Genomic DNA, 21,142 nt, shown 5'->3' with positions numbered 1-21,142 from the left:
TAAATGCTGTTCCACCGTGCCGATACAAAAGAAGGATCACTTTTTTTCTTAAAACTTGTTAGTGACAGAACGTTTTTGGGTATACAATCTTGGTCATTATGAAACCTTAAGGAGCTGCACCATGTTCATCAGAATAGTAAAATCCTACGATTATTCCCTGATTGCCGCTGTATTCGCGCTGAGTGCCTTCGGCCTTGTCATGGTATACAGTTCAAGTATGATTACATCCATCCTGCGGTACGAAGTTACGAGCAGCTATTTCTTTCAAAAGCAGAGTCTGTCTCTTTTTATCGGAACGGCCGCTTTTATCGTTACAGCATTCATTCCTTATAAGCTGTTTCTCCAGAAAAGCATCATCAAGTTTTTATTCTATGGAACCATCGGGTCTTTGCTCGTTGTTTTTGTTTTCGGACATACGGCCGGCAACGCCCAGAGCTGGATCAAGCTTGGAGGAATGGCCGTTCAGCCTGCTGAATTTGCCAAGATGTGGGTCATCATTTACCTTTCTGCCCTGCTTGCTAAAAAACAGCGGTACATGGATGATTTCGGGCATGCGATTCTGCCCCCCGTCATTTTTGTCGTGATTGTCTTTGTTCTTATCCTGATTCAGCCTGATTTTGGAACAGCCCTGATCCTTCTTCTGAACGCATTCATTGTTCTTCTGTGCTCGGGAATGACGCTTAGAAGTTTTATGAGACTTTTCGTATTTTCCATTGCGGCTGCAGGTCTCGGACTTTTGCTTTTATATGTGTCGGATAAACTGGCAGACGTGTTTTCACCCGAAAGAATTTCAAGGTTTACTGGGTTTATGGATCCTTTTGAAAATATGGCCGATTCCGGCTATCAGCTTGTCAGCTCCTATTTTGCCATCAGCAGCGGAGGCGTTGCAGGACTTGGTCTTGGTAACAGCATCCAAAAATACGGATATCTCCCTGAGAGCCATACTGACTTCATCATGGCGGTCATCAGCGAAGAGTTAGGGATAATTGGAGTGATGATTGTTATTGGACTACTTGCTTTTATTGTGTTAAAGGGATTCTTGATAAGCAGATCGTGCAAAGATCCATTCGGTTCGCTGCTTGCCATCGGAATTTCTTCGATGATTGGCATTCAGTCTGTCATTAACCTCGGTGCCGTTGCAGGGCTTCTTCCGATTACCGGCGTGACTCTTCCTTTTGTCAGCTACGGCGGCTCATCCCTCATCCTGCTTTGCATAGCAGCCGGCATGCTTGTGAATATTTCCATGATGAATAAATTTAAAGAGACGTACCAGGTAGAGAATAAAGCGGCTGCCTGACTCGAACCCGCCGAAAAAAGCCAGATCCGCAATGGATCTGGCTTTTCCTGTTAACTCGTCCGATTTGTCATTCTTTTGCGCACAAACCAAATGATCACCGCAACGGCTGCGACTCCGAGCACAGCGTAGATCACGGATGAATAAACACCTACGTAATCATTGATCTTGGGCCATGCTTCGCCTAAGGATGCTCCAAGCAGCACAAGGGCTATGTTCCAGATCAGGGTTCCGGCAGTCGTAAAGAGCAGAAACTTTACAAAGTTCATATTGGACATCCCGGCCGGAATGGAAATCAGGCTTCGCAGCAGAGGGACCATCCGGCAGAAAAAAACGGTCCAAATGCCGTACTTGTCAAACCAGGCATCTGCCCGGTGCACATCTTTTTTCTTTACCCGGAGGATATGCCCCCACTTGTCGATAATTTTTTCAAGACGCTCAACGTCAAGCTGGAGGCCGATCCAGAACAGAATGACAGCGCCGACAACAGAGCCTGCCGTGGCAGCAAGAATGACACCCGGAATCGTCAAATCCGAATTGGTTGTCATAAATCCTCCAAAAGGCAAAACGACCTCAGAAGGAATGGGAGGGAAAATATTTTCAAGAGCAATCATCAGAAAAATGCCAAAATAACCGTATTGCTCCATAAAATCTGTAATCCAGTTTTCCAAAACGGCTGCTCCTCTCGTGAAGCTTTTTTGATAAAATCCTTCCCTTTGAATCACCTTTTAAAACGTCATTATAAAAATGGCACCTCTGTAAAGAGATGCCATTTTTTCAGTTCACCTGTTCAAAACCAATCGATTTCAGTGCCAGATGGAGGCTTGAATATGATTCTGTTCCTTTGAAATCAAGTCCAAGACTTGTCATTGTCTGAGCAATCTCAGGGCGGATTCCGCTGAGTTTTGTATCAACGCCAAGAAGTGAGAGGGCATCGAGCACTTTGAAGATTTGATTGGCAACCATTGTATCGATAACCGGAACACCTGATAAATCAATGATCAAATATTCATAGCCGCACTCAGCGCTCTTTGTTAAAGCAACGTCCATTAACACCTGGGCACGCTGTGTATCAAGATCTCCTATCAGCGGAAGAACGCCTGTCTTTTCAGAAACATTCACAATCGGTACAGATAATTCATCTACCGCACTTTTAGCAGAATCAATGTTGGCTGAATAGCTCTTCATGTAAAAAACGCTGATTAAATGGATAGCGTGGTCCACTACATAATCAAACGCCGAAAGCAGCAAATAAAACTCATCTAAAGAAAGATTGTCTGCTGAAGCCTGATCCTTGATCATTTCTCCGATAAGATCCCTGTAGAACCTGATCTCCTCAACAGCAAGATCAAGGGGAAACTGAATCGTAACCAGAAGATTAGCCGTCTCTCTTCCCCAATTATTAATCAGACCCACTGCATTCTCTTTTGGAAGTGTTAACGATTCTGCATAAACATCAATCAGCTTGTTTCTCCACTCCGCAACTTCTGTGCTGTTTGATTGAATGCTGTTCGGATATTTAATCGTTCTTTCTTTTTTTATTGCGTTAATTAGAACTTGTTTTTCATCTATTACTTTTTCATTTATTTTTTTCAGGGTTTCTACTAAATTGTTTTTTGTTTGCATGGTTCTCCCTTCCAAAACAATATTCTTTTATTAAGGATAGTACGTTTTAGTTAGAATCTCAAACCATTTATGCCAATTCACTTCAAAAAATATTACCATCTTAATCATGTATAAACATTCATTTTTCATATGTCCGGCTGTCTCCACCAAGAAAAATGTCGAATTCTGTAAAAATGGTTATCTATACGTGGACAAGAACATAATCGGAATCTCAAGCATGTACATAACATGTACTAACAAAACATAAAGGAGGGAAAACATTGAGCATTAAAGTAAAAGTCAATGTAAAAGTCTCTGTTAAAGACATTAATATTGTCACTGCGACTGGGGGAAGCTTTGCTGCAAACAAGGTAAAAGCAGAAGGCGGCGGTCAAATCTCAGGAAATCAGGGGCAGAATGCAAATCAGGGAGGTCAGATTGCAGGGGCAAACGGCAAAAATGCCAACCAGCTGAGCGCTATTGTAGACATTGGCAGTCAAGGTGATCCTGGTGTACTGGAACCGCTCGCTGAGCAGGCTGCAGAAACTGTGGCTGCGGCTGCGGCAGGCCTTGAAGATTCTCCAAAGCCAAAATTATGGCAAAGATGGTTTGAAAACTAACAATTCATCAAAATAAGGTTATCCCGCCTTTTCGTCAAAACGCAAAAAACACTCATTAAGAGTGTTTTTTGTCATGCCTTACTTTTTTACCGGAATCCAAATTTCTGAATAATAGTCGCTGCTGTATGCATCAGCTTCTGTATAAACTTCAAGATCCGGGGTTCCTGCATGTTCATAGCCGCTTGCCGGAAACCACTCTGAATAGATTTTTTTCCACGCCTCCTGCATCGCATCGGGCATCGCGCCTCTTACTTCAAAGATCACCCACTTTGAAGCAGGGACCGTCGTTGAAGCAAGTCCTTCCGGAGTTTCGCCGCTGTAGCTGCATGCAGCCCAATACGTCATCATACTGTCAGGACCCGGTTCACATATTCCCATGATCCCTTTAATACCGCCGTTATTCAGCGCAAGCAGCCTGTCATTGGTTCCGTTCTCATGAATGTCTTTCCACAATTGCGGAATACCAATCAGATTCTCCCCATTTGCACAGGAAAAGCTTCTCTTTACCCCTATAACAGGAAAACTCTCTCTTTCTTCCACTCTGTACTTCATCGGATCTGCTCCTTTCAAACTCACCTGAATTACCAGGCGGCTGTAGCTTGTAAAACAGCATGAGGCTTTTTTAGCTTCGCTCGGGGAAATTCCGTGCTGCCTTCTGAAAGCCTTAGCAAACGATTCAGGAGTGTCATAGCCATATTTCAAAGCAAGCTCAATGACTTTTGTGCTGCTGTGTGCAAGTTCGTGTGCTGCCAGAGTCAGCCTTCTGCGCCGGATATATTCGCCGACTGAAGAGTCTGTCAAAAGGGCAAACGTCCGCTGAAAGTGAAAGACTGATGCATTCGCGGCAGCCGCAATATCTTCAATGGCAAGCTCTTCAAGCATATGGTCTTCCATGTAATCAATCGCGTTTTGAATCGACCTTATCCATGATGGCATATGACTCACCTCCTGACTTTATTTTACAAGCGTCCAGCTCAAGCTTCCTGTCTTTTTCTGCTTTCAGGTGACAGGTTAAAGGTGCTTCGTACAGTTGTACATCTCGCAGGACCAACCCTTTTCCCCTTTAATCAAGGTGGAAACAGAGGTATTTCTCAGAGCTTCCTTCATCTCAAACTGAGGGACGAGCTGTTTGAGAAAGTGGGCTATGAAGAGGCCGTGACTGACGATCAGAATCTTTTTATCCGGGTGTTCATTCAGCAGGTCTTCCAAAAACTCTTTTCCTCTTTGTATGACATCATCGGTCTTTTCAATGCCGAGGTCGAGACCGCGCCAGCCCTCTCCCCACTTTTCCAGACGTTCAGCTTCGGTTGTTCCTTCAATAAGTCCGCCATTCACTTCTACTAAACGATCATCAAAGATAATCGGCAGATTCCCAAGCTTTACGGACACACATTCTGCTGTCTGTCTTGCTCTTTTCAGCGGGCTTGCAAAGATCAAATCCCATTCTTCCTCACCCAGCCTGTCTGCAAGCTTCTGCGCTTCTTCCATGCCATTTTCATCAAGCGGAATATCCGAGCTGCCCTGAGCTCTTCTCTCAACGTTCCATGCTGTTCTCCCGTGGCGTATGATTCCTATTTGTGTCATATGCGTCCATCCCCTTTGTAAAAATGTGGACAAATTCTCTTAATCTCTCATTTATCCGTCTATGAATATGATACTCTAAAAAAGAGGTGAATACGATGAAAAACAAACCGGTCTATGTGGAAATTCCTATAGAAGCGGAACTGGATAAACTATGGGACGCCACTCAGACTCCAGACTTGCATGAACAATGGGATCTCCGGTTTTCCTCTATTACATATCTGCCAAAAGAAGAAAACGGTCCTCAGCATTTTACCTACAAGACCAATATTGGATTTGGCCTCAGCATAGAAGGCTTTGGAAAAAGTGCCGGTGAATTTCATGCCCGTGACGGGTCAAGAACCTCTTCCCTGCATTTTGGAACCGATCAGAAACGGTCTTTGATCAGGGAAGGAAGAGGCTATTGGAAGTACAAACCAAATCAGGACAATATCACTTTTTTAACACAATATGATTATGATGTCAGATTTGGCAGAGCGGGAGCCATTTTGGACAGGTTTCTGTTCAGGCCGATGATCGGCTGGGCAACCGCGCTAAGCTTTGATGTGTTAAAAAGGTGGCTGGAAAAAGGGGAGACTCCGGGGAGCCAGTACCTCCGTTTTTTCAGCGTCTGGGTGATTTCGTTTCTTTTCTTTTTTGTCTGGACTTACCACGGGGCTGTCCCAAAGCTTTTCTTTCAGCACCCTGAAGAAATCGGAATGGCTGAAAAGCTCCTGCAGATGCCATATAAGGAAGCAGCCCTTCTGACAGCAGGTATTGGAATCGCTGAAATAGCATTCGGAATCCTGTGGCTGATGTCTGTAAAAAAGAAATGGCTGTTTGGGATCCAGCTTCTTGCTTTCCCAATGCTTGCTTTGTCTGCCGCTTTAGCAGACCCGGGTGTTCTCACTCACCCTTTTACACCGATTACATTTAATGCAGCGCTTTTTGTCCTGTCAGGAATCGGCTTTTTTCAAAGCAGAGACGTGCCTTCGGCAAAGAGCTGCAGGCGAAAAAGATAAGGAGAAACAGATGGCTATTTATCAGGAAGTATTACGAGAAGACTATCACCGTCTGCATCCTGCTCTTCAAAAGAGATATCAGTTTCCATTCAGGGGGAGCGGGATGATGCATAAGATAACAGGCGGCCCGAAATGGCTGTATCCGCTCTTTTTAGGGGGAGTCGCATGCAAGCTTCTTTTTCCGGAGAGAGGGGAGAACATTCCGTTTACGATTGTAAATTCCGTGAGAACGGGCGCGGGCGGTGAACAGCAGGTTCATTGGGAGAGAGTGTTTTATTTCCCAGGCAAAAAGAGATGGTTTAACGCTTTGATGAGCCTGGACGGTGAACGGAACGTCATCAAAGATTACTTGGGCGAACCAGGCCTGTTTTACTCTGATTTAACGTTACATGTTACGGACCGAGGCAGCCTCAGAATTGAGTCCGGAAATCAAAGGCTTGTCATTGGAAAGCTTGAGATTCCCCTGCCGAAGATCCTCCAGGGTCTGGCATCTGTTGAAGAATCGTTCGATGAAACGAAAGGGTTCTTTACTATCCGGGTAGACGTGACAAATCCGCTGATCGGTCATGTATTTTCCTATGAAGGAGAGTTTGTTTCTGATGAACGTTTATAAAACGGCCGTATTATGCGGTTTGATGTTTTTCCTTTCGGCCGCTTTTCATGAAGGGCCCTGGTATTATCTGCTTCTAACTGCAGCCCAGCTTGTCTACGTCCCGCTTGTGCTAAGACAAGTCATACAAAAAGAGGACTGGTTTTACAAAACGTATAAATGGATCGCTCCTTTCGGATACGGCTCCGTTCTGCTCCTGCACATGCTGGGGCCGTCTCCGGCTGGTCCGATCCTTGCAGGTATTTATCTGCTATTTACAGTCTTTGTCGCAAGTTATGGCGTCACGCGTTTTCTGAAAAGGGGATTTGTAAGATTTGAGGAGTTTTCCATTGACATGGGCCTGATTTCCTTAATGATCGGGGGCGGCTGGTTTTTTGCCCATATTGCTGAAGTTGATACTGGATTCTCTCCGATCATCACGTGGCTGACGGGCATTCATTTTCACTACTCTTCCTTTTTGCTTCCGGTTTTTGCAGGGTTTCTTGGAAGATTGTTAAAAGGAACCGTCTACCGGGCTGCAGTCAGTATTCTGATCGTTTCACCTGTCATTGTTGCTGCAGGCATTGCTTTTTCCGTATGGCTTGAACTTTTTTCAGTGATTCTATACATCACCGGGATTTATGCGCTTATCTGGCATTCTTTTAAAGCGGACATTCCCCGGGGGAAATGGCTTATTCGTCTCTCCTTCTTATCTCTTGGAATCACCATCCTGTTTTCTCTTGCGTATGCGTCAGGAAATGCTTTCGGCGAATATGCCGTTTCCATAGACACCATGCTGAAGTTTCACGGCGTGTTAAACGGCGGGGTTTTTGCGTTGGCTGGAGTGATAGGATGGAGTGTGTCTACACCGGCATCTGCAGCGCTGCCTTCCTTCCCTGTAAGTAAAATACGCGGAAAACAGCATGCGGCGGATCTCGCAGCTGAGGCTCAGATTCATGTGGGACTTGTTGATGATATGAAAATTTACGGTTTAAAGACGACTGATACAATTACAGATTTTTATGAACATACAAGCGGCTACCGTTTGTTTGCAGCCGTGCACTGGCATACCTGGTTTAAACCTTTTGCTTTTTTCTATCGTTGGATCAGCAGCCGTACAGAACAAATCCATTTGCCGCTTTCCTCTGCTCAAAAAGAAATGACCGGCGGTATTTATACGGTACGAGAAGGCTTGGACGGAAGGCCGTCTGTCAGAGCGTGGCACAGACAAATTGATGAAAAAACGGTTTTTCTCGCCCTTTATTCTTATCATCAGAAAGACGGGGAGACCTATATGAATATTGCGCTCCCTCTGCCCGGATGCTCTATGATCGGCATACTCGAGCTCAGTAAATCCGGAGATTCACTGCTTCTGACAAGCAGAAAACATAACCCTTCATCTGATGCAGGCATCTATCTCGCCTGGAAAAATTACTTGTTCAAGCTTCCTTTAGATGAGGTTTTCAGAGTAGAAGAGACTGAAAAGGGAAAGCTTGCGGCCACCCATCATATGAAAGCAGCAGGTATTCCTTTTTTGACAATCGATTACATGATTTCTAAAAAAGAGAGCTCCTTTTAGCAAAAGCGGTTTTCCAAAAATAAAAACCACCCGTGAGAACGGGTGGTTTTCTCTGCGGCTGAAAGCCTTTGTTACTGACCAGACCCTAAAGGGCTACTGAAGGGTTCGCCATTTGTACTACTTCTACTGGCCGTACCTAAAGGCCTCCCTCTATCATCTTCTCTTTTTCTTTACTTCTTCTCCTGTGAAAGGATCAATGTATTCCATCATCGTTAATTGTTCAGCCACTATATCATCTTGTATTTGATTGCGTATATATTCTTCAATTACCTTTTTGTTTCTTCCTACTGTATCAACATAATATCCGGTGCACCAAAATTTGCGGTTTCCATATTTATATTTCAGGTTTGCATGACGATCAAATATTATTAAGCTGCTTTTACCTTTCAAATAACCCACAAAAGCAGACACACTTATTTTCGGCGGGATACTAACTAACATATGTACGTGATCTTTACACGCCGTCGCTTCAATAATTTCTACACCTTTTCTTTCACATAATTTGCGCAGGATTTCACCAATATCTTTCTTGATTTTCCCATATATAATTTGCCTTCTGTACTTTGGTGCAAAAACAATGTGATACTTACAATTCCAAGTAGTGTGTGCTAAACTGTTATTGTCTTTTGACATAAGACTTCCTCCGTGCTGTTATTTTGGTTGGCGAACCAAAAATAGTTTAGCACCATGAGGAAGTTTTTTTAATACCACACTGAAAGCTTTTTAGAACCCCGGGCCTAGCCCGGGGTTTTCATTTCACAAAAAAAAATACAGCCTTCAGGTATGAAGGCTGTATTTGCTGTTTACTTGATATTCTCTTCTGTTTTGAGCTCATCCGGTGCTTTAACCTTTGGAGCTTTTTTCGGTTTTGGTCCGATCTGATCCATCCTAGCACGGTCATAAATGGCTGTCCCGACAATTTCCGCTGTATCCTGAAGCTTTTCTTTGCTGATTTTGTCTATTGAATCTTCAGGTGTGTGATACCATGGCTCGGAGGGACTGTGAATAAACAGCGCAGCAGGAATTCCCGCTTCCGCAAAAGGAACATGATCACTGCGTCCTCCCTGTCCATATGGCGTCGGTTCGCCGTTTAGTTTTTCGCTCGATTTTTGAGCAAGGTCTGTGACAAGGTTCGACTTGCCGTCCAGCGTCAGCATAACCAGATCCCCAGCATCTCTGCTCCCAACCATGTCAAGGTTAAAGTTAGCAACTGTGCGGCTGATTTCATCGTCAGATAACGTGCTTACATAGTGTTCTGATCCAAGCAGTCCGACTTCTTCCGCACCAAATGTCACAAAGCGTATTTCTGTATCTGCCGGTACATTCTTCAAAACGCGAGCAAGCTCAAGAGTCATTGCAGTTCCTGAGGCATCATCATTTGCTCCCGGGGCACCCGCAACAGAATCATGATGTGCACCGAGAACGGTAATATCGTTCGCTGCAGATTTTTTTCCAGTCGGTTTTTTCACGGCTATTACATTGTGAGACGTTTTTTCACCCGTTTCCGCTCCCACAATGGAGAGGGAAACTGTTTTCCCGATCTGTGACAGCAGCGCTTCACCTTCTGCTTTTGATAAAGCAGCTGAAGGAACGAATTTGTCGTTGTGTTCTCCAAGGGTTCCGCTAAGTGCTCCCTCTGCATTGTTATATATAATGACCCCGGCAGCTCCTTTTTCCGCTGCATTGAGCACTTTTTCTGCAAAACTGATTTCACCGCGCTTGATAAGGGCAATTTTCCCGCTCAAATCAAGTGAAGACAGCTCGTCCTTTTTTCCAAGACCAGCTAAAACGAGCTCTCCCGACACATTTCCGCTCACAGAATAAGTAAATGCCTGAGGCTTCCATTCACCGCCGTAGCCGTCTACTGAAAGGGAGATGCTGCTTGGCGGAGTATAGCCGTAAAATGTGAACGGCTGAACATCAGCTTTATACCCGTATGATTCAAATTCTTCTTTTATAAACTGAACAGCTTTAGCCTCAGACTCCGTTCCAGCCACACGCGGAACTTTTGATAGGTAATCAATATTTTCATAGATGTTTTCTGCGCTGATTGCCTTTAGGATTTTCTTTTCAAAAGGGTCCTGGAAGTGCTGAGCCGCTTTTGCCGCAGGCTCCTGCTTTACAGCAGCCTGTACACTGACAGCTCCAATTGCAAGCGTTGCTGCCAGAGTAAGAGATAGGATTGGTTTTTTCATAGCATTGCCTCCTGATGGTTAGAGATAGATTCTTAATGTGTATCTTACTTTATTTCGCCAGACGAAATAAGTGCCAAGATAACCATCTAAATATACCCATTTTTACTATAAAATAGGTTATTATTCCTACTAATCTTATAATATATATAGTTTATTTGAATGGTTTAAAAACGCACAAAAAGAGGACCTCCACTTAGAAGGTCCCCCGTTTTACATCAGGCAATCTCTGATTCTTTTGAATGCACTTTTCTCATAAAGTCATTTACGTCTGCCGGCACTTTCCGGTCAAGTTTTGAAACGATATAGACGGATAAGAAGCCGATTGGCACGGTAATCAGGCCAGGCACCCTGAATTGTAGGAATTCAGGAAGTGTTGCCGGCAGGAAGATCATGTACATAGAAGAAAGAAGTCCGAGCACAAGACCTGCGATCGCCCCTTTTTCAGTCATGCCTCTCCACCAGATGCCAAGGATGAAGATTGGAGTAAACGTACTTGCTGCTACTGTGAAGGCCAGTGCAACCAAGTGGCCGATTGAGGCTTCTTTTACAAGAAGACCAAGGGCCCCATATAGAATACCGAGAACGATAATCGAAACTTTTCCTGCAATAACGCGCTCTTTCTGCGAGATGTTTTTCCGCAGGAATGTAGCATACAAATCATGCGCCAATGCACCCGAGCTTGCGATGAAAAGTCCTGACAGGTTTGAGAAAACGGCCGCAAACGCACCGGCAATGACAAGACCAAGTAGCCACTCTCCTCCAAGAGCCTGTGCTGTGGACGGAATAACCATGTTGTTGCCGCCTGCAACAAGATCCTTCATAACTTGAGGATCAGCAGAACCGCTCAGGAAGATCGATCTTCCGACAGCACCAAGATAAACAGCAAAGAGAAAGAAAACGCTTGCAATTAAAATCGCCATAAGAGCGGATTTCCGGGCAGCCTTTGCACTTGGGTTTGTGTAAAAGCGCAGGAGAATATGCGGAAGGCCGATGGTACCAAGCGCAAGACCAATCGTCATGGAAATGGTCTGCCAGAAAGAAGGAAAATAGTTTCCTGTTCCAATCCAAGTCTGGCCGTCATGAACGATGTCTTTGCCATCAGGAGCAAATTCGGCTGTTCCGGCGATGCTTCCTGTGAATTCAGTAACGGACGCAAGAATGCGCTCATAATATAGACCGCCGTATATGGCCGCGACGACCATAAGGATGAAAGCGCCAAGACGGATCCAGAGCTCCAGCGCCTGGTTCAGGGTAGTTCCCTTCATCCCTCCGACACCAACGTAGAAGATCATGACACTGCACGTAAAGATAATGCCAAACTCATAGCTAGTTCCAAAGAACATGCTCAAGATCTGTGCGGCGCCGAGCAGCTGGGGTGCTGCGTAGAAACCTGAAATGGCAAGAACGACTGCTACTGCCGCAAGTCTTGCACGCTTGCTGTGAAAGCGGTAGCCGAGGAAATCGGCTACTGTATAAGCTCCGAATCTGCGGAGCGGACCCGCTACGAAAATAGCAAGAAGAGTAAGCCCAATCGAGAAACAGAACGCATAGTACGCTCCGTCATAGCCAAGCTGAAACGTCAGCCCCGCAATTCCGAGAAACGTTGCAGCACTAAGGTAGTCCCCTCCAATGGCCGAACCGTTGGTAAACCACCCGAAGCTTCTGCCTCCTACGAAAAATTCAGATGCCGTTGCGTTTCTTTTTGTAAGATACGTAATATACACGATTGTACCCATCAGGAAAATCGTCAAAAGCATTTTCGGTTCAAGTAACGCTGCCATCAGTTGACACTCCTTCCGTCAGAAGATTGAACAGAGCTTGACGGCGTCTGAGTCTTCTTCAGTCTCTTCTCGTAAAGGAAAGTATGAATAAATGCAATTAAAAAGGCCATGCCCATCGCAAAGATTCCGGTGAAAAACCAGGCGTACGTCATGCCTCCGTAAAAAGAAGAGAACATAAAATCCGGTGCGAACCAGTTTAAGACCGGGATAATCAAAATGAATGCAAAATAAAACAGTGTGAGCTTTGACCCGATGCTGAACTCGCTTTTCATCAAATGGCGCGTCTCCTCATCAAGCGGCGTGAGCTCCCGGACATCCACTGTCCCTGCCTCTACATACTCATAATCTTTATAATCTGCTGCCACGATCCTTTCCCCCTTTTATCTGGTAATCTGCTGCTTGATTGTATTGTACATGACCAAAACACGCGTTACCTTACAATAAATTATCAGAAATGTATAAATATTTAATATATTCCTTCTTTCATGTATACTAGTGCTAGAGTCATACTGATAGAAACGGGGAATAAAAGCGTGTATACCGTAACATTCGAAGTTAAGGAACCTGCCGAAAAAGAGAAAATGGCCGCATGGATCCATGAAGAACTTAAAGAAGAACTATCTGTTTCCGGTCATAGACGAGATCCGCTTACGATAACGGTAGTCGAAGTTACTAAACTGTTCGACTGGGTTAAAATTCACCGGCTCAAAAAACACCATCAGAACTGCATTATCTTCCCGCTTATTGAGCCTTCCATGCTGAAAACATCGCCGCTTGCACTTGAGATGAAGCTTCAGACCATGCTCGTTAAGCCTGTCAAAAAACACACCTTCATTAAAAGCATAAAAAAAGTACTGACTTCAGCTGCAAATGAAAGCGCAATCATAACGAACTACGGTGATATGACTAAAACATACAAGCAAGGAAACAGCGAGCTTCTTCCCTTTCAGGAAGCTTTTCTCAGAAGACTTCTCAGAGCCGAAGTCAAATCTGAGGAGGAACTGTTTGCCGCACGCCCCTATTTTCCTGATCACAGCGTCCCAAACACGGTCTGTTTTATTCAGGGATTCATTCACAACCAGCCCCGGGAAACAGCAGTAAATGCGCCCATGCTGATTCAGGCTGCGTTTAAAGATGCTTTTTCAGCCATAGGTGTGCTTCCTTCTTTTCTGGCCTATAAAAAACATCTGCTCATGCTGATCCAGGTTCCGCACGGCTATACATCCTTTCAGCACTTTCAGGAAGGCGAAGAGACTTTCCTCCGGGCAGCAGAAGCATTGAAGGAAAAACACGGCATTCATCTTTTCACAGGCGTCGGATCAATCTGCAGAGAACCCCTTATGCTCTCCCACTCTTACAGGGAAGCACGAAAAGCAAGGCGCACGCCTCACTATAACAGGCTGTCGCTCCGCTACTATGAAGAGATAACGAAGAACCCGCTGATCACCTCATGCACCAAATATATCGCAGAAAACTGCCAGCATGATTTAACAACCAGACAAGTCGCCAATCAAATAAACATCAGTGTTCCCTACTTCTGCAGACTTTTCAAAAAAGAAACGGGCAGGAGTTTTGTCGAATATGTCACCTTCGTCCGCCTGCAGCGTGCCGTCTGGATGCTTCGCCATTCAGACAAAACAATCGAGCAGATCGCAGATGAACTTGGCTTCAACACACCGAACTATTTCAGCTCGACTTTTAAAAAATACGTAGGCATTACCCCGAGCGAGTACCGGATGACGGATGAGATTTTGTTTGTTTGATCAAGTATGAAGAAATGAATTGTCTGCACATATATCGCTGTCCTTATTGAAATAGAAAAAGGTGAATTTGAGCAGGCTCAAATTCACCTTTTTCACCTATTAGAAGCTGGCTTAATTCCAGCCTCTCCCTCCCTTTGCAAAGCATACACGATCCAAATGGTATTCATCCTTTTGACGCTTTTACTTTTTTTATTCCTTTCAGCAGCAAAGGGATGATAAAAAGCAGAATCAAATAGTTGAAGTACGGCTGGATTGTCTGGCTGAATTGAGCCAGATTTTTTAGCGATTCATCAAGGGAGGACCCATCTACTAAAGAAAACAGAATATACCCTCCTCCAATTAATAGCCCGATTCCGATTGGAATAATCAAAATTGTTCCTAGTACTAAAATGATTTTTTTTATGATTTTTAAAAACATGGTAAATTTACATCCATTCATTTTAATTTTGAACTGATTTTACTTTGTATACTTGCTTTACCATTAAGCTGATAAGAAGTGAAATCACACCAATGATTGCAATCAGGATATAAATCTGGCTTGAGAACACGTCAACCAAAAAGCCGAATAGAATTTGTCCTATTGGTACGGCCGTTGTAGCCGCGGCTGCTTGTATCGACATCACTTTCCCCAGCATATTTCCAGGCGTCTTCTCCTGAATAATCGTATTCAGATAAATGTTTACGACCGTCAAGGCAAACATGACGAGCATGGAACTGACACTGACAATCAAGTATTTCGCAAAAGCACTTTCAATGAATTGACTGGTGCCGAACGCCATACCGAAATAGACAGCTCCACACGCTGCAATCCACAGATAGAGATTATCACCCCGAATTTTGCTCTTTAGAAGCCCGATGGTCATGGCAGAGAAAACGATACTAAGTGAGATGCCTGATTGGGCAAATCCGAAATAAGTATCCGGCATATTAAAAAGTACTTTGATCATGTATGGCAGTCCTACAAAAAACATAGGGGCAATAAAAAGGCTGACAGTGAATGCTATACCAATGCTTTTTAGAATGAATCGATTTTCGTGAATGATATAGGAAATCCCCTGTTTGATGTCGCTTGTGACCATTTGAGCAAAAGGCTCCGGCGCTCGTTTTTCAAACGGAATCTTCATGAAAATTTCGATAACGGCTGCTGTAAAAAAGAAGATGGCGCTGACAACAACAATCACATTGATACTCGTAAAGCTGTAGAGCACACTGCCGGCGATAGGACCAACAAAGTTGGCAATGGACACGACTCCTGAAACGATGCCATTGCTTTTCAAGAGCAGCTCCTTAGGGACAAGTACAGGTATACTGGCCTGAACAGCTGGCTGATACATCGAGCTAACTAAAGTCAGAGCCATCAGAAGAATACCTATAGAAATGACCGTTCCGTTTCCGCTAAAGAGAAGAATGGCAAACAGGATGATAAGAATACTGCTGCACAGGTCTAAGATCACCATGATTTTTTTCTTATCAAATCGATCTGCAATAGCTCCACCGATTGGCGAAATAACGATAGCAGGCACGATGGAAAGACCCATAATTGTCCCAAAAACTGTTGCGGAATTAGTTAGATCAAGTACATATAAAGACAAAGCAAACCGTAAAACAGACGAACCGAATATCGATATGATCTGTCCGAATATCAGTATTTTGAAATCACGGTTAAAACCTCTCATTACACCAGCACACGCTTTAGAGTCACGAATAAAATCCTCAATTTTTTCTGTATTTCATTTGAAAGCTCTTGTTTTGGTCTATTCCCGATGCTTACCTGGTTCAAAATGCCTGACATATAGGTTTCAATCAGCATAATGATATATTCCTTTGGCATTGCAGGAGTGAATGTCTCCTGACTAATTTGCACTTCTAAAAAAGAGCAGAACTTTTTATGAAGATATTGGAGATTCGAAACGTCCTTGACGATGCTCTGCACCCTCTTATATCTTTCTGGATCCCTCGAATAAAGAGCCATCAAGCTATAATAAACAGGTCCTCGGTCCAGCAAGGACTTCTCCATATAATCGCCAATGTACATCAGGATTTTTTCAAGTTTTTGCAGAGGCTCGTCCGACCCTGCAAATATATCATCAACTTCCTCTTTCACTTCGCTGTTTAAATTTTCTTCGTTCAGCAAAGCTCCAAACACTTCATCGATATTGGAGAAATATTTGTATACGCCTCCCTGGCTCATACCGGTTTCTATCACAACATCTCTCATCGATACGTCAAAAATGGGCTTTTGCATGCATACTTTTCTGGCTGCTTCCAATATTTCCTTTCTTTTCAATTGAGCATGATTTTCACTGACTTTAGGCATAATTGAAATCAGTTCCTTTCTTTTCTATAATAATTTTCAATTGTTTTATGAATAAGGTCTGCACTCTTTTGCGCACCTTTTTCTGCACTTACCTTTACTCCTAATTCCCTTGCCTTATTTTTAACTTCAATCGATTGGGTTAAAGCAATAGCGTCAGCCAGCTTATCGGCAGTCAATTCCTTTCGCGGTATTGATCCTCCGCTCACACCCAGCTCAACCATTCTCTTACCCCAGGCATATTGGTCGTTTCCAAACGGAATCACCACTTGAGGCACGCCCGAACGAAGTGCTGCAGCCGTCGTGCCCGCCCCTCCGTGATGGACAACGGCAGACAGCTGTGGAAAAAGCCACTCATGAGGGACACTTTTCACATACAGAATATCTTTTGTACTTTCTCTTTCCTCCATGCCTCCTCCAGCATTGATGATGCCTCGCTTACCGTTCTTCTCAAGTGCTTTTAAAACCATTTCTGTTGATTCCGCGGCATTTGCCTTATCTCCAACACTGCCAAATCCAACGTATACCGGCGGCTCTCCGTTTCTGAGGAACTCATCTACCTCTTTAGACGGTTTATAACCGGCTTGATCTTCAATGAACCAGTATCCTAAAGAGTGGACATTCTCTGGCCAGTCACCCGGTACAGGGAAAACGCTTGGACTCAATGAAGTGATTGTAGGATGACTAGATGTACGCTGTTTTGGATAGGGATTCGAAAAATCTTTCGGGAGCTGTCCATACTTCTTAACCCAGTATTTCTTCACGCCCGTATTGGCCATCTTCCAAAAACCTTTTTCAAAGATGTGATGAGTCAGTTTGTTTACGGTCCTGCCAAGCCGCAGTCGGTCATAAAAGATGATAGCAGGATATTCTTTTGTAGGTGTCATTGGAAAAGGTGCGGCCAAGATGCTTGGAATGCCCATTTCCTTTGCAACAAAATATCCAAGTGTAGCTCCTGGATGGTACACGATGGCATCTGCACCTTCGCATGCTCTATGCATGTCTTCTTGTCCGCCAACCATCAGCTCTTCCAAATCGTCATTTTTAAAGTTTAAGCTTGTAAAAAATTTCAGAGGGTTATCTGCATCTTTTACAACTCCGCTTTCTAAGATTTTGGCTATATCGCCGCGCATAGGGGCATATTCAAATCCATACTCTTCGACAAGCTGCCGGTATGATTCTGATGCTGCAATGCGTACCCGGTACCCTTTCTTTTTCAGTTCTGTACCTAAAGCAATAAATGGCTGGGTATCTCCTCTTGTTCCAGTTGAGAGCATTGTGATTAACATATATAAAACCTCCTGGGGTTAAATTCAAATAAACGACATCGTTGTCGTTTTTAATTGTATAACATCACTCCGAGAAACACAATAACAAAATGACACTTATGTCGTTTTTAATCCAGAAGGATATAAAACAGGCACCTTCCTAAAGGAAGATGCCTGTTTTTTTATGAACGCGTGTAATGAGACTGAACATAGTCCCCAAAGCGGACAGTTCTTTTATATGCAAGTTTGGTTTCGGGATTACCCGGTCTGAACAAGGTAATGCCGTCTCCTAGAATGACTGGAACGGTCGTGATGATATATTCATCAATCAGATCTTTTTTCATAAAATCATCGAGAATTTCTGCGCCGCCGACCATCCAGATGTCAGCGCCTTCCTCTTTTTTCAAATGGTCAATGAGTGCTTCCGGTTCTTCCTTCGTAAAAATCAGGTCACCTTCAGTCCTGGATTCGCTTCTTGTATAGATGAAGCTTTTCATCCCTTCATACGGATACTTGTGATTTGTGAGTTCAAGAACGTGATCATATGTTTTTTTACCCATGATGACCGTATCGATTGTTTTTAGAAACTCACTATACCCGTTGTCTCCCTCTCCCTGTGCTTCTTCCAGCCAGTCAATGCTTCCATCCCTGCGTGCAATGTATCCGTCAAGACTGACTCCTATATATAAAACCACTTTTCTCATATGTCCATCTCACTTTCTAAAATTGACTTCTGTATCATCCTAGCAGATAATGGCGACAGAATCTGTCGTGAATAGCGGGGAAATTTCATGTCAAAAACACAGCGATTATTAAACATTCTTTTTTACATCAACAGGCAGAGAAAAGTGACGGCCGGTGAACTCTCTGCGGAATTCGATATCAGTGTCAGGACGGTTCAGCGCGACCTCGCTGAACTGGAGGCATGGGGGGTTCCTTTATATAGTGAACCGGGTCCTGGCGGAGGATACACGGTTCTCAGAAACAACATCCTTCCGCCGTCTTTTTTCACAGAGGACGAGGGGATTGCCCTCTATTTTTCCTATCAGCACCTCCTGCTTCTGCACGCCCTGCCGTTTCAATCCGAAATCAAGGCTGCATCTGACAAACTATATGCTTCTTTTCCTGATGCTGTTAAGGGGAAAATTGATCAGTTAAAAGAAAGGGTCGCTTTTTGGGCTCCGCCGTCCAAAGCGGACGTGCCTTTTTTAAACGAGCTCCTGGACGCTGCCGTGGAGCAGATTGAAATCCGTATTGCCTATGAAAGCAGAAACGGACCATCCAATCGGGCTATCGTGCCATACGGATTATATACATCCGGAGGGCTTTGGTACTGTCCTGCATATGACAGGAAATCCGGCGGGGACCGGCTGTTCCGGGCAGACAGAATTCTTTCTCTTGAAAAATTGGCTCCTGCGCAGAACAGTTCTGTAACGTTAAAACAATGGATGGAGAAAGAAGAAACGCGTACACAGGCGCCGCTTAAAGTCCTGCTCTCAAAAAACGGGGTAAGAGAGTGCAAAACGCTGCCTTTTCTGTCAGATCATCTTACGATTAATGAGGACGGCACCGGATTTATTGACACTTTAGCACCGCTTGAGGAAGTTCCGTTCATGGCGAAGCAGTTCATCCTGCTTGGAGAAGATGTTTATGTACAAGAACCCAAAGAGCTGGTAAATGAAATGATTAAGCGGGCTGAGGATGTGCTGAGGATGTATCGAACAGATGGTTAGTCGGGAATCTGTTTGTGGAGTGAATGACCTGTGCCGTTTTTCACTCAAAATCATTACTCACCATAACTTCAGCGGTTCATAGCTTGACCAGGCTTGAACCGCTTCTTCCTGCTATATAACTTTATCAGGAACAGGGGAAGACAGGTTCATCATCGTGAGCGGTTCGGCGTACTCCATCGATGAATCAATAAACCCTTCTAATAACTCATTTGACTCAGTCACGATTTTAACAAGATAACTGTACTCTCCAGTTAACCGGTGACATTCGATAACCAAAGGGTTTACTTTGCAGTATTCTCTAAATGCGCTGCATCGGTGCGTTTTCATTAAAATGAATGCTTGAACCGGTTTATCAATCTTCACATTGTCAATTTCAGCCTTATACCCTTTAATAATCCCCTGATCCTCCATCTTCCTGACCCTTTCAGTGACCGCAGGAACGGATAAAGAAACTTTCTTTCCAAGTTCAGTCATTGAAACTCTTCCATCTTCCTGCAAAATAGTAAGTATTTGACGATTAATCGGGTCCATGTGATGCCACCTTTATTATTTTATCTCAATCTAATAAAATACATTATTTTCTTAAGTATAACCGGCTAAATTCCATAAGAACAGTATGTTCCAACCGGCATTGATAAACTAAAATAAGGAGTATTCAAATATTGGAGGTTTTAATAATGGGATTAGAAATGAAGACAATATGCGAAAAATGTGATGGAGATTTAAAAGGAAAGGCATACATCTGTGTGCATGAATGCACTTTTTGCGAAGACTGCACAATTGAAATGTCAAACGTTTGTCCTAATTGTTCAGGAGAACTTGTCAGAAGACCTGAGAGAGCTGGTTTTTGTCCTATTAATAGCGCTGTAAGTATGTGAAATGCCAAAACGCTTCCTGCTGCGCTGTATATTATAAGAGAAGCTTAGATTAGGATTTTCAATACAAAAGGCTTCATGATGAGTAACGGGCCGGTATTAAGGTGCAAAACTGAAAATTGCAAAGTAATTCTCACACCATTTACTACCAAAATGGTGTGTTTTTTCATTCAACCGATTAAAGCATAATTTAGCATGATTATGTTAAAATGGAAATAATAGTTATTTAATTAAAAGATTTTAGTTCAACAGTTAAATAGGTATTTAGTAAAGAAACTAATTCATACACCTGATTAAATAAAGGAGAGAAAACTTTGAGTCAATCATTTATTGAACAAGTCCATTATATTAGGATTCCCGTTAAAGATTTAGAACTGTCTGCAAAATGGTATAGAGATGTATTAGGGCTCCACCTACTAAACATTACTGAAGAACTTGCAGTTTTAAAAGTAAATGAAGGACCTTTCTTACTTATCTTGGTTCCTACCGAAGATGAAACATTTGCACATTTTACAATTGATAATCAACAAGAATTTAGCATTGGCTTTACAAGTCGAGAATTGTCGAAATTTCATCAGCATTTAATTTTTAATCAAGTTAAGGTTGAGGATATAAAAGAAGATAATGGTCATGCCTTTTTCCACTTTTACGACCCAGATGGCAATAAACTTCAAGTACACTGGTAGGGAACTTTCCGAGTGGACGAGTTGAGTATGGCGAGGACATTCAGCTCTGAGGGAAGTTAAAAAGGAAACGGGATTGGAAGTAAAACTATGCGGGACTGCTGGTGTATATTATTTTATCAAAGGAAACTCCATTTTAAAATGGAGTTCTTTTTTGTACTGTTCCGAGTCTTTCAATCCAACCCATTACATAAAAGGGCCATTTCATACAGATACCTTACCCAGGCTGCATCATCGCTCATCAAAAGTTTAACGGCTAAT

Annotated in this window: 23 protein-coding genes; 9 read left to right on the top strand and 14 right to left on the bottom strand. The window is 43.5% G+C overall.

Features of this window, described 5'->3' with window-relative positions; translation table 11 throughout:
* The first annotated feature begins 121 nt into the window (after positions 1-121).
* A complete protein-coding gene (gene ftsW, locus ACK1LH_RS05510; protein ID WP_411334668.1) occupies positions 122-1,297 on the top strand; it encodes a putative lipid II flippase FtsW in 1,176 nt (391 codons plus the stop codon).
* Between the two features lie 50 nt (positions 1,298-1,347).
* Here ftsW and ACK1LH_RS05505 read toward each other — a convergent pair whose 3' ends face one another.
* Together ACK1LH_RS05505 and ACK1LH_RS05500 are read right to left on the bottom strand one after the other, a co-directional pair.
* On the bottom strand, positions 1,348-1,965 hold the full coding sequence (locus tag ACK1LH_RS05505) for a DedA family protein (protein ID WP_203289778.1): 618 nt from the start codon (positions 1,963-1,965) through the stop codon (positions 1,348-1,350).
* 106 nt (positions 1,966-2,071) lie between these two features.
* The gene (locus ACK1LH_RS05500; RefSeq protein ID WP_035318955.1) at positions 2,072-2,920 is read right to left on the bottom strand and encodes an STAS domain-containing protein; all 849 of its coding nucleotides are present in this window, start codon (positions 2,918-2,920) and stop codon (positions 2,072-2,074) included.
* 260 nt (positions 2,921-3,180) lie between these two features.
* Between ACK1LH_RS05500 and ACK1LH_RS05495 the strand changes: the two genes are divergently transcribed.
* Positions 3,181-3,519, top strand: a complete 339-nt coding sequence (locus ACK1LH_RS05495; protein ID WP_035318952.1) for a hypothetical protein — start codon at positions 3,181-3,183, stop codon at positions 3,517-3,519.
* Between the two features lie 78 nt (positions 3,520-3,597).
* Here ACK1LH_RS05495 and ACK1LH_RS05490 read toward each other — a convergent pair whose 3' ends face one another.
* Positions 3,598-4,455, bottom strand: coding sequence for an AraC family transcriptional regulator (locus ACK1LH_RS05490; protein ID WP_242524665.1), 858 nt, complete (start codon positions 4,453-4,455; stop codon positions 3,598-3,600).
* Between the two features lie 75 nt (positions 4,456-4,530).
* Positions 4,531-5,103, bottom strand: a complete 573-nt coding sequence (locus tag ACK1LH_RS05485; RefSeq protein ID WP_203289777.1) for a histidine phosphatase family protein — start codon at positions 5,101-5,103, stop codon at positions 4,531-4,533.
* 95 nt (positions 5,104-5,198) lie between these two features.
* Between ACK1LH_RS05485 and ACK1LH_RS05480 the strand changes: the two genes are divergently transcribed.
* Genes ACK1LH_RS05480 through ACK1LH_RS05470 form a run of 3 tightly spaced genes read left to right on the top strand, consistent with a single transcriptional unit; the run spans position 5,199 to position 8,269 of the window.
* A complete protein-coding gene (locus ACK1LH_RS05480; RefSeq protein WP_282034851.1) occupies positions 5,199-6,101 on the top strand; it encodes a DoxX-like family protein in 903 nt (300 codons plus the stop codon).
* 10 nt (positions 6,102-6,111) lie between these two features.
* Positions 6,112-6,714, top strand: a complete 603-nt coding sequence (locus ACK1LH_RS05475) for a DUF4166 domain-containing protein (RefSeq protein WP_411334667.1) — start codon at positions 6,112-6,114, stop codon at positions 6,712-6,714.
* The gene (locus ACK1LH_RS05470) at positions 6,701-8,269 is read left to right on the top strand and encodes a YndJ family protein (protein WP_411334666.1); all 1,569 of its coding nucleotides are present in this window, start codon (positions 6,701-6,703) and stop codon (positions 8,267-8,269) included. Before ACK1LH_RS05475 ends, ACK1LH_RS05470 begins: the two co-directional genes overlap by 14 nt.
* Positions 8,270-8,422: 153 nt before the next feature.
* Here the strand turns inward: ACK1LH_RS05470 and tnpA are convergent, their stop codons facing one another.
* From tnpA to ACK1LH_RS05450, 4 genes are all read right to left on the bottom strand, one after another.
* Entirely contained in the window at positions 8,423-8,902 is a 480-nt protein-coding gene (gene tnpA / locus ACK1LH_RS05465; protein WP_411334665.1) for an IS200/IS605 family transposase, read from the bottom strand.
* A 170-nt stretch (positions 8,903-9,072) separates the two neighbouring features.
* A complete protein-coding gene (locus ACK1LH_RS05460) occupies positions 9,073-10,464 on the bottom strand; it encodes a M28 family peptidase (protein WP_411334664.1) in 1,392 nt (463 codons plus the stop codon).
* A 215-nt stretch (positions 10,465-10,679) separates the two neighbouring features.
* Positions 10,680-12,248, bottom strand: a complete 1,569-nt coding sequence (locus tag ACK1LH_RS05455) for a cation acetate symporter (RefSeq protein ID WP_029565178.1) — start codon at positions 12,246-12,248, stop codon at positions 10,680-10,682.
* Positions 12,245-12,610, bottom strand: a complete 366-nt coding sequence (locus ACK1LH_RS05450; RefSeq protein ID WP_411334663.1) for a hypothetical protein — start codon at positions 12,608-12,610, stop codon at positions 12,245-12,247. The genes ACK1LH_RS05455 and ACK1LH_RS05450 overlap by 4 nt, the downstream gene beginning before the upstream one ends.
* Before the next feature lie 168 nt (positions 12,611-12,778).
* Between ACK1LH_RS05450 and ACK1LH_RS05445 the strand changes: the two genes are divergently transcribed.
* Positions 12,779-14,008, top strand: coding sequence for a helix-turn-helix transcriptional regulator (locus ACK1LH_RS05445; RefSeq protein WP_051826965.1), 1,230 nt, complete (start codon positions 12,779-12,781; stop codon positions 14,006-14,008).
* Between the two features lie 163 nt (positions 14,009-14,171).
* Here the strand turns inward: ACK1LH_RS05445 and ACK1LH_RS05440 are convergent, their stop codons facing one another.
* The 5 genes from ACK1LH_RS05440 to ACK1LH_RS05420 all read right to left on the bottom strand — a co-directional run bounded on the left by ACK1LH_RS05440 (position 14,172) and on the right by ACK1LH_RS05420 (position 18,294).
* Entirely contained in the window at positions 14,172-14,426 is a 255-nt protein-coding gene (locus ACK1LH_RS05440; protein ID WP_029282487.1) for a hypothetical protein, read from the bottom strand.
* Positions 14,427-14,448: 22 nt separating this feature from the next.
* Complete coding sequence (locus ACK1LH_RS05435; RefSeq protein WP_411334662.1) at positions 14,449-15,684, bottom strand: MFS transporter; 1,236 nt, start codon at positions 15,682-15,684, stop codon at positions 14,449-14,451.
* A complete protein-coding gene (locus tag ACK1LH_RS05430; protein ID WP_411334661.1) occupies positions 15,684-16,325 on the bottom strand; it encodes a TetR/AcrR family transcriptional regulator in 642 nt (213 codons plus the stop codon). Before ACK1LH_RS05430 ends, ACK1LH_RS05435 begins: the two co-directional genes overlap by 1 nt.
* Positions 16,326-16,333: 8 nt before the next feature.
* The gene (locus ACK1LH_RS05425) at positions 16,334-17,611 is read right to left on the bottom strand and encodes a glycosyltransferase (RefSeq protein ID WP_411334660.1); all 1,278 of its coding nucleotides are present in this window, start codon (positions 17,609-17,611) and stop codon (positions 16,334-16,336) included.
* A 161-nt stretch (positions 17,612-17,772) separates the two neighbouring features.
* On the bottom strand, positions 17,773-18,294 hold the full coding sequence (locus tag ACK1LH_RS05420; protein ID WP_029282491.1) for a dihydrofolate reductase family protein: 522 nt from the start codon (positions 18,292-18,294) through the stop codon (positions 17,773-17,775).
* 87 nt (positions 18,295-18,381) lie between these two features.
* On the opposite strand from ACK1LH_RS05420, the gene ACK1LH_RS05415 reads away from it, so the two are divergent.
* Entirely contained in the window at positions 18,382-19,323 is a 942-nt protein-coding gene (locus ACK1LH_RS05415; protein ID WP_029282492.1) for a helix-turn-helix transcriptional regulator, read from the top strand.
* A gap of 111 nt (positions 19,324-19,434) precedes the next feature.
* On the opposite strand, the gene ACK1LH_RS05410 is transcribed toward ACK1LH_RS05415, so the two are convergent.
* Positions 19,435-19,854 carry an Lrp/AsnC family transcriptional regulator gene (locus ACK1LH_RS05410; RefSeq protein ID WP_411334659.1) on the bottom strand — a complete coding sequence of 140 codons (420 nt, stop codon included), beginning with the start codon at positions 19,852-19,854 and terminating at the stop codon, positions 19,435-19,437.
* 146 nt (positions 19,855-20,000) lie between these two features.
* Here ACK1LH_RS05410 and ACK1LH_RS05405 point away from each other — a divergent pair, with 146 nt between their 5' ends.
* Together ACK1LH_RS05405 and ACK1LH_RS05400 are read left to right on the top strand one after the other, a co-directional pair.
* Positions 20,001-20,201 (top strand): DUF1272 domain-containing protein, encoded by a 201-nt coding sequence (locus tag ACK1LH_RS05405; protein WP_029282494.1) that lies wholly within the window; start codon positions 20,001-20,003, stop codon positions 20,199-20,201.
* Between the two features lie 311 nt (positions 20,202-20,512).
* A complete protein-coding gene (locus ACK1LH_RS05400; protein ID WP_282034846.1) occupies positions 20,513-20,884 on the top strand; it encodes a VOC family protein in 372 nt (123 codons plus the stop codon).
* The last annotated feature ends 258 nt before the right edge of the window (positions 20,885-21,142 follow it).

It is taken from the genome of Metabacillus indicus (genome assembly GCF_046603695.1).
GTDB lineage: Bacteria > Bacillota > Bacilli > Bacillales > Bacillaceae > Bacillus_P > Bacillus_P indicus.
Note: the sequence above shows the minus strand (reverse complement) of the source record. Positions and strands in the feature narration are given on the sequence as shown.

Excerpts from the sequence above, each read along its gene's own strand:
- ACK1LH_RS05500 (WP_035318955.1), bottom strand. The coding sequence starts at position 2,920 with ATGCAAACAAAAAACAATTTAGTAGAAACCCTGAAAAAAATAAATGAA.
- ftsW (WP_411334668.1), top strand. The coding sequence starts at position 122 with ATGTTCATCAGAATAGTAAAATCCTACGATTATTCCCTGATTGCCGCT.
- tnpA (WP_411334665.1), bottom strand. The coding sequence starts at position 8,902 with ATGTCAAAAGACAATAACAGTTTAGCACACACTACTTGGAATTGTAAG.
- ACK1LH_RS05485 (WP_203289777.1), bottom strand. The coding sequence starts at position 5,103 with ATGACACAAATAGGAATCATACGCCACGGGAGAACAGCATGGAACGTT.
- ACK1LH_RS05430 (WP_411334661.1), bottom strand. The coding sequence starts at position 16,325 with ATGCCTAAAGTCAGTGAAAATCATGCTCAATTGAAAAGAAAGGAAATA.
- ACK1LH_RS05405 (WP_029282494.1), top strand. The coding sequence starts at position 20,001 with ATGGGATTAGAAATGAAGACAATATGCGAAAAATGTGATGGAGATTTA.
- ACK1LH_RS05425 (WP_411334660.1), bottom strand. The coding sequence starts at position 17,611 with ATGTTAATCACAATGCTCTCAACTGGAACAAGAGGAGATACCCAGCCA.
- ACK1LH_RS05435 (WP_411334662.1), bottom strand. The coding sequence starts at position 15,684 with ATGAGAGGTTTTAACCGTGATTTCAAAATACTGATATTCGGACAGATC.
- ACK1LH_RS05480 (WP_282034851.1), top strand. The coding sequence starts at position 5,199 with ATGAAAAACAAACCGGTCTATGTGGAAATTCCTATAGAAGCGGAACTG.
- ACK1LH_RS05415 (WP_029282492.1), top strand. The coding sequence starts at position 18,382 with ATGTCAAAAACACAGCGATTATTAAACATTCTTTTTTACATCAACAGG.
- ACK1LH_RS05460 (WP_411334664.1), bottom strand. The coding sequence starts at position 10,464 with ATGAAAAAACCAATCCTATCTCTTACTCTGGCAGCAACGCTTGCAATT.
- ACK1LH_RS05475 (WP_411334667.1), top strand. The coding sequence starts at position 6,112 with ATGGCTATTTATCAGGAAGTATTACGAGAAGACTATCACCGTCTGCAT.
- ACK1LH_RS05440 (WP_029282487.1), bottom strand. The coding sequence starts at position 14,426 with ATGTTTTTAAAAATCATAAAAAAAATCATTTTAGTACTAGGAACAATT.
- ACK1LH_RS05420 (WP_029282491.1), bottom strand. The coding sequence starts at position 18,294 with ATGAGAAAAGTGGTTTTATATATAGGAGTCAGTCTTGACGGATACATT.
- ACK1LH_RS05410 (WP_411334659.1), bottom strand. The coding sequence starts at position 19,854 with ATGGACCCGATTAATCGTCAAATACTTACTATTTTGCAGGAAGATGGA.
- ACK1LH_RS05470 (WP_411334666.1), top strand. The coding sequence starts at position 6,701 with ATGAACGTTTATAAAACGGCCGTATTATGCGGTTTGATGTTTTTCCTT.
- ACK1LH_RS05490 (WP_242524665.1), bottom strand. The coding sequence starts at position 4,455 with ATGCCATCATGGATAAGGTCGATTCAAAACGCGATTGATTACATGGAA.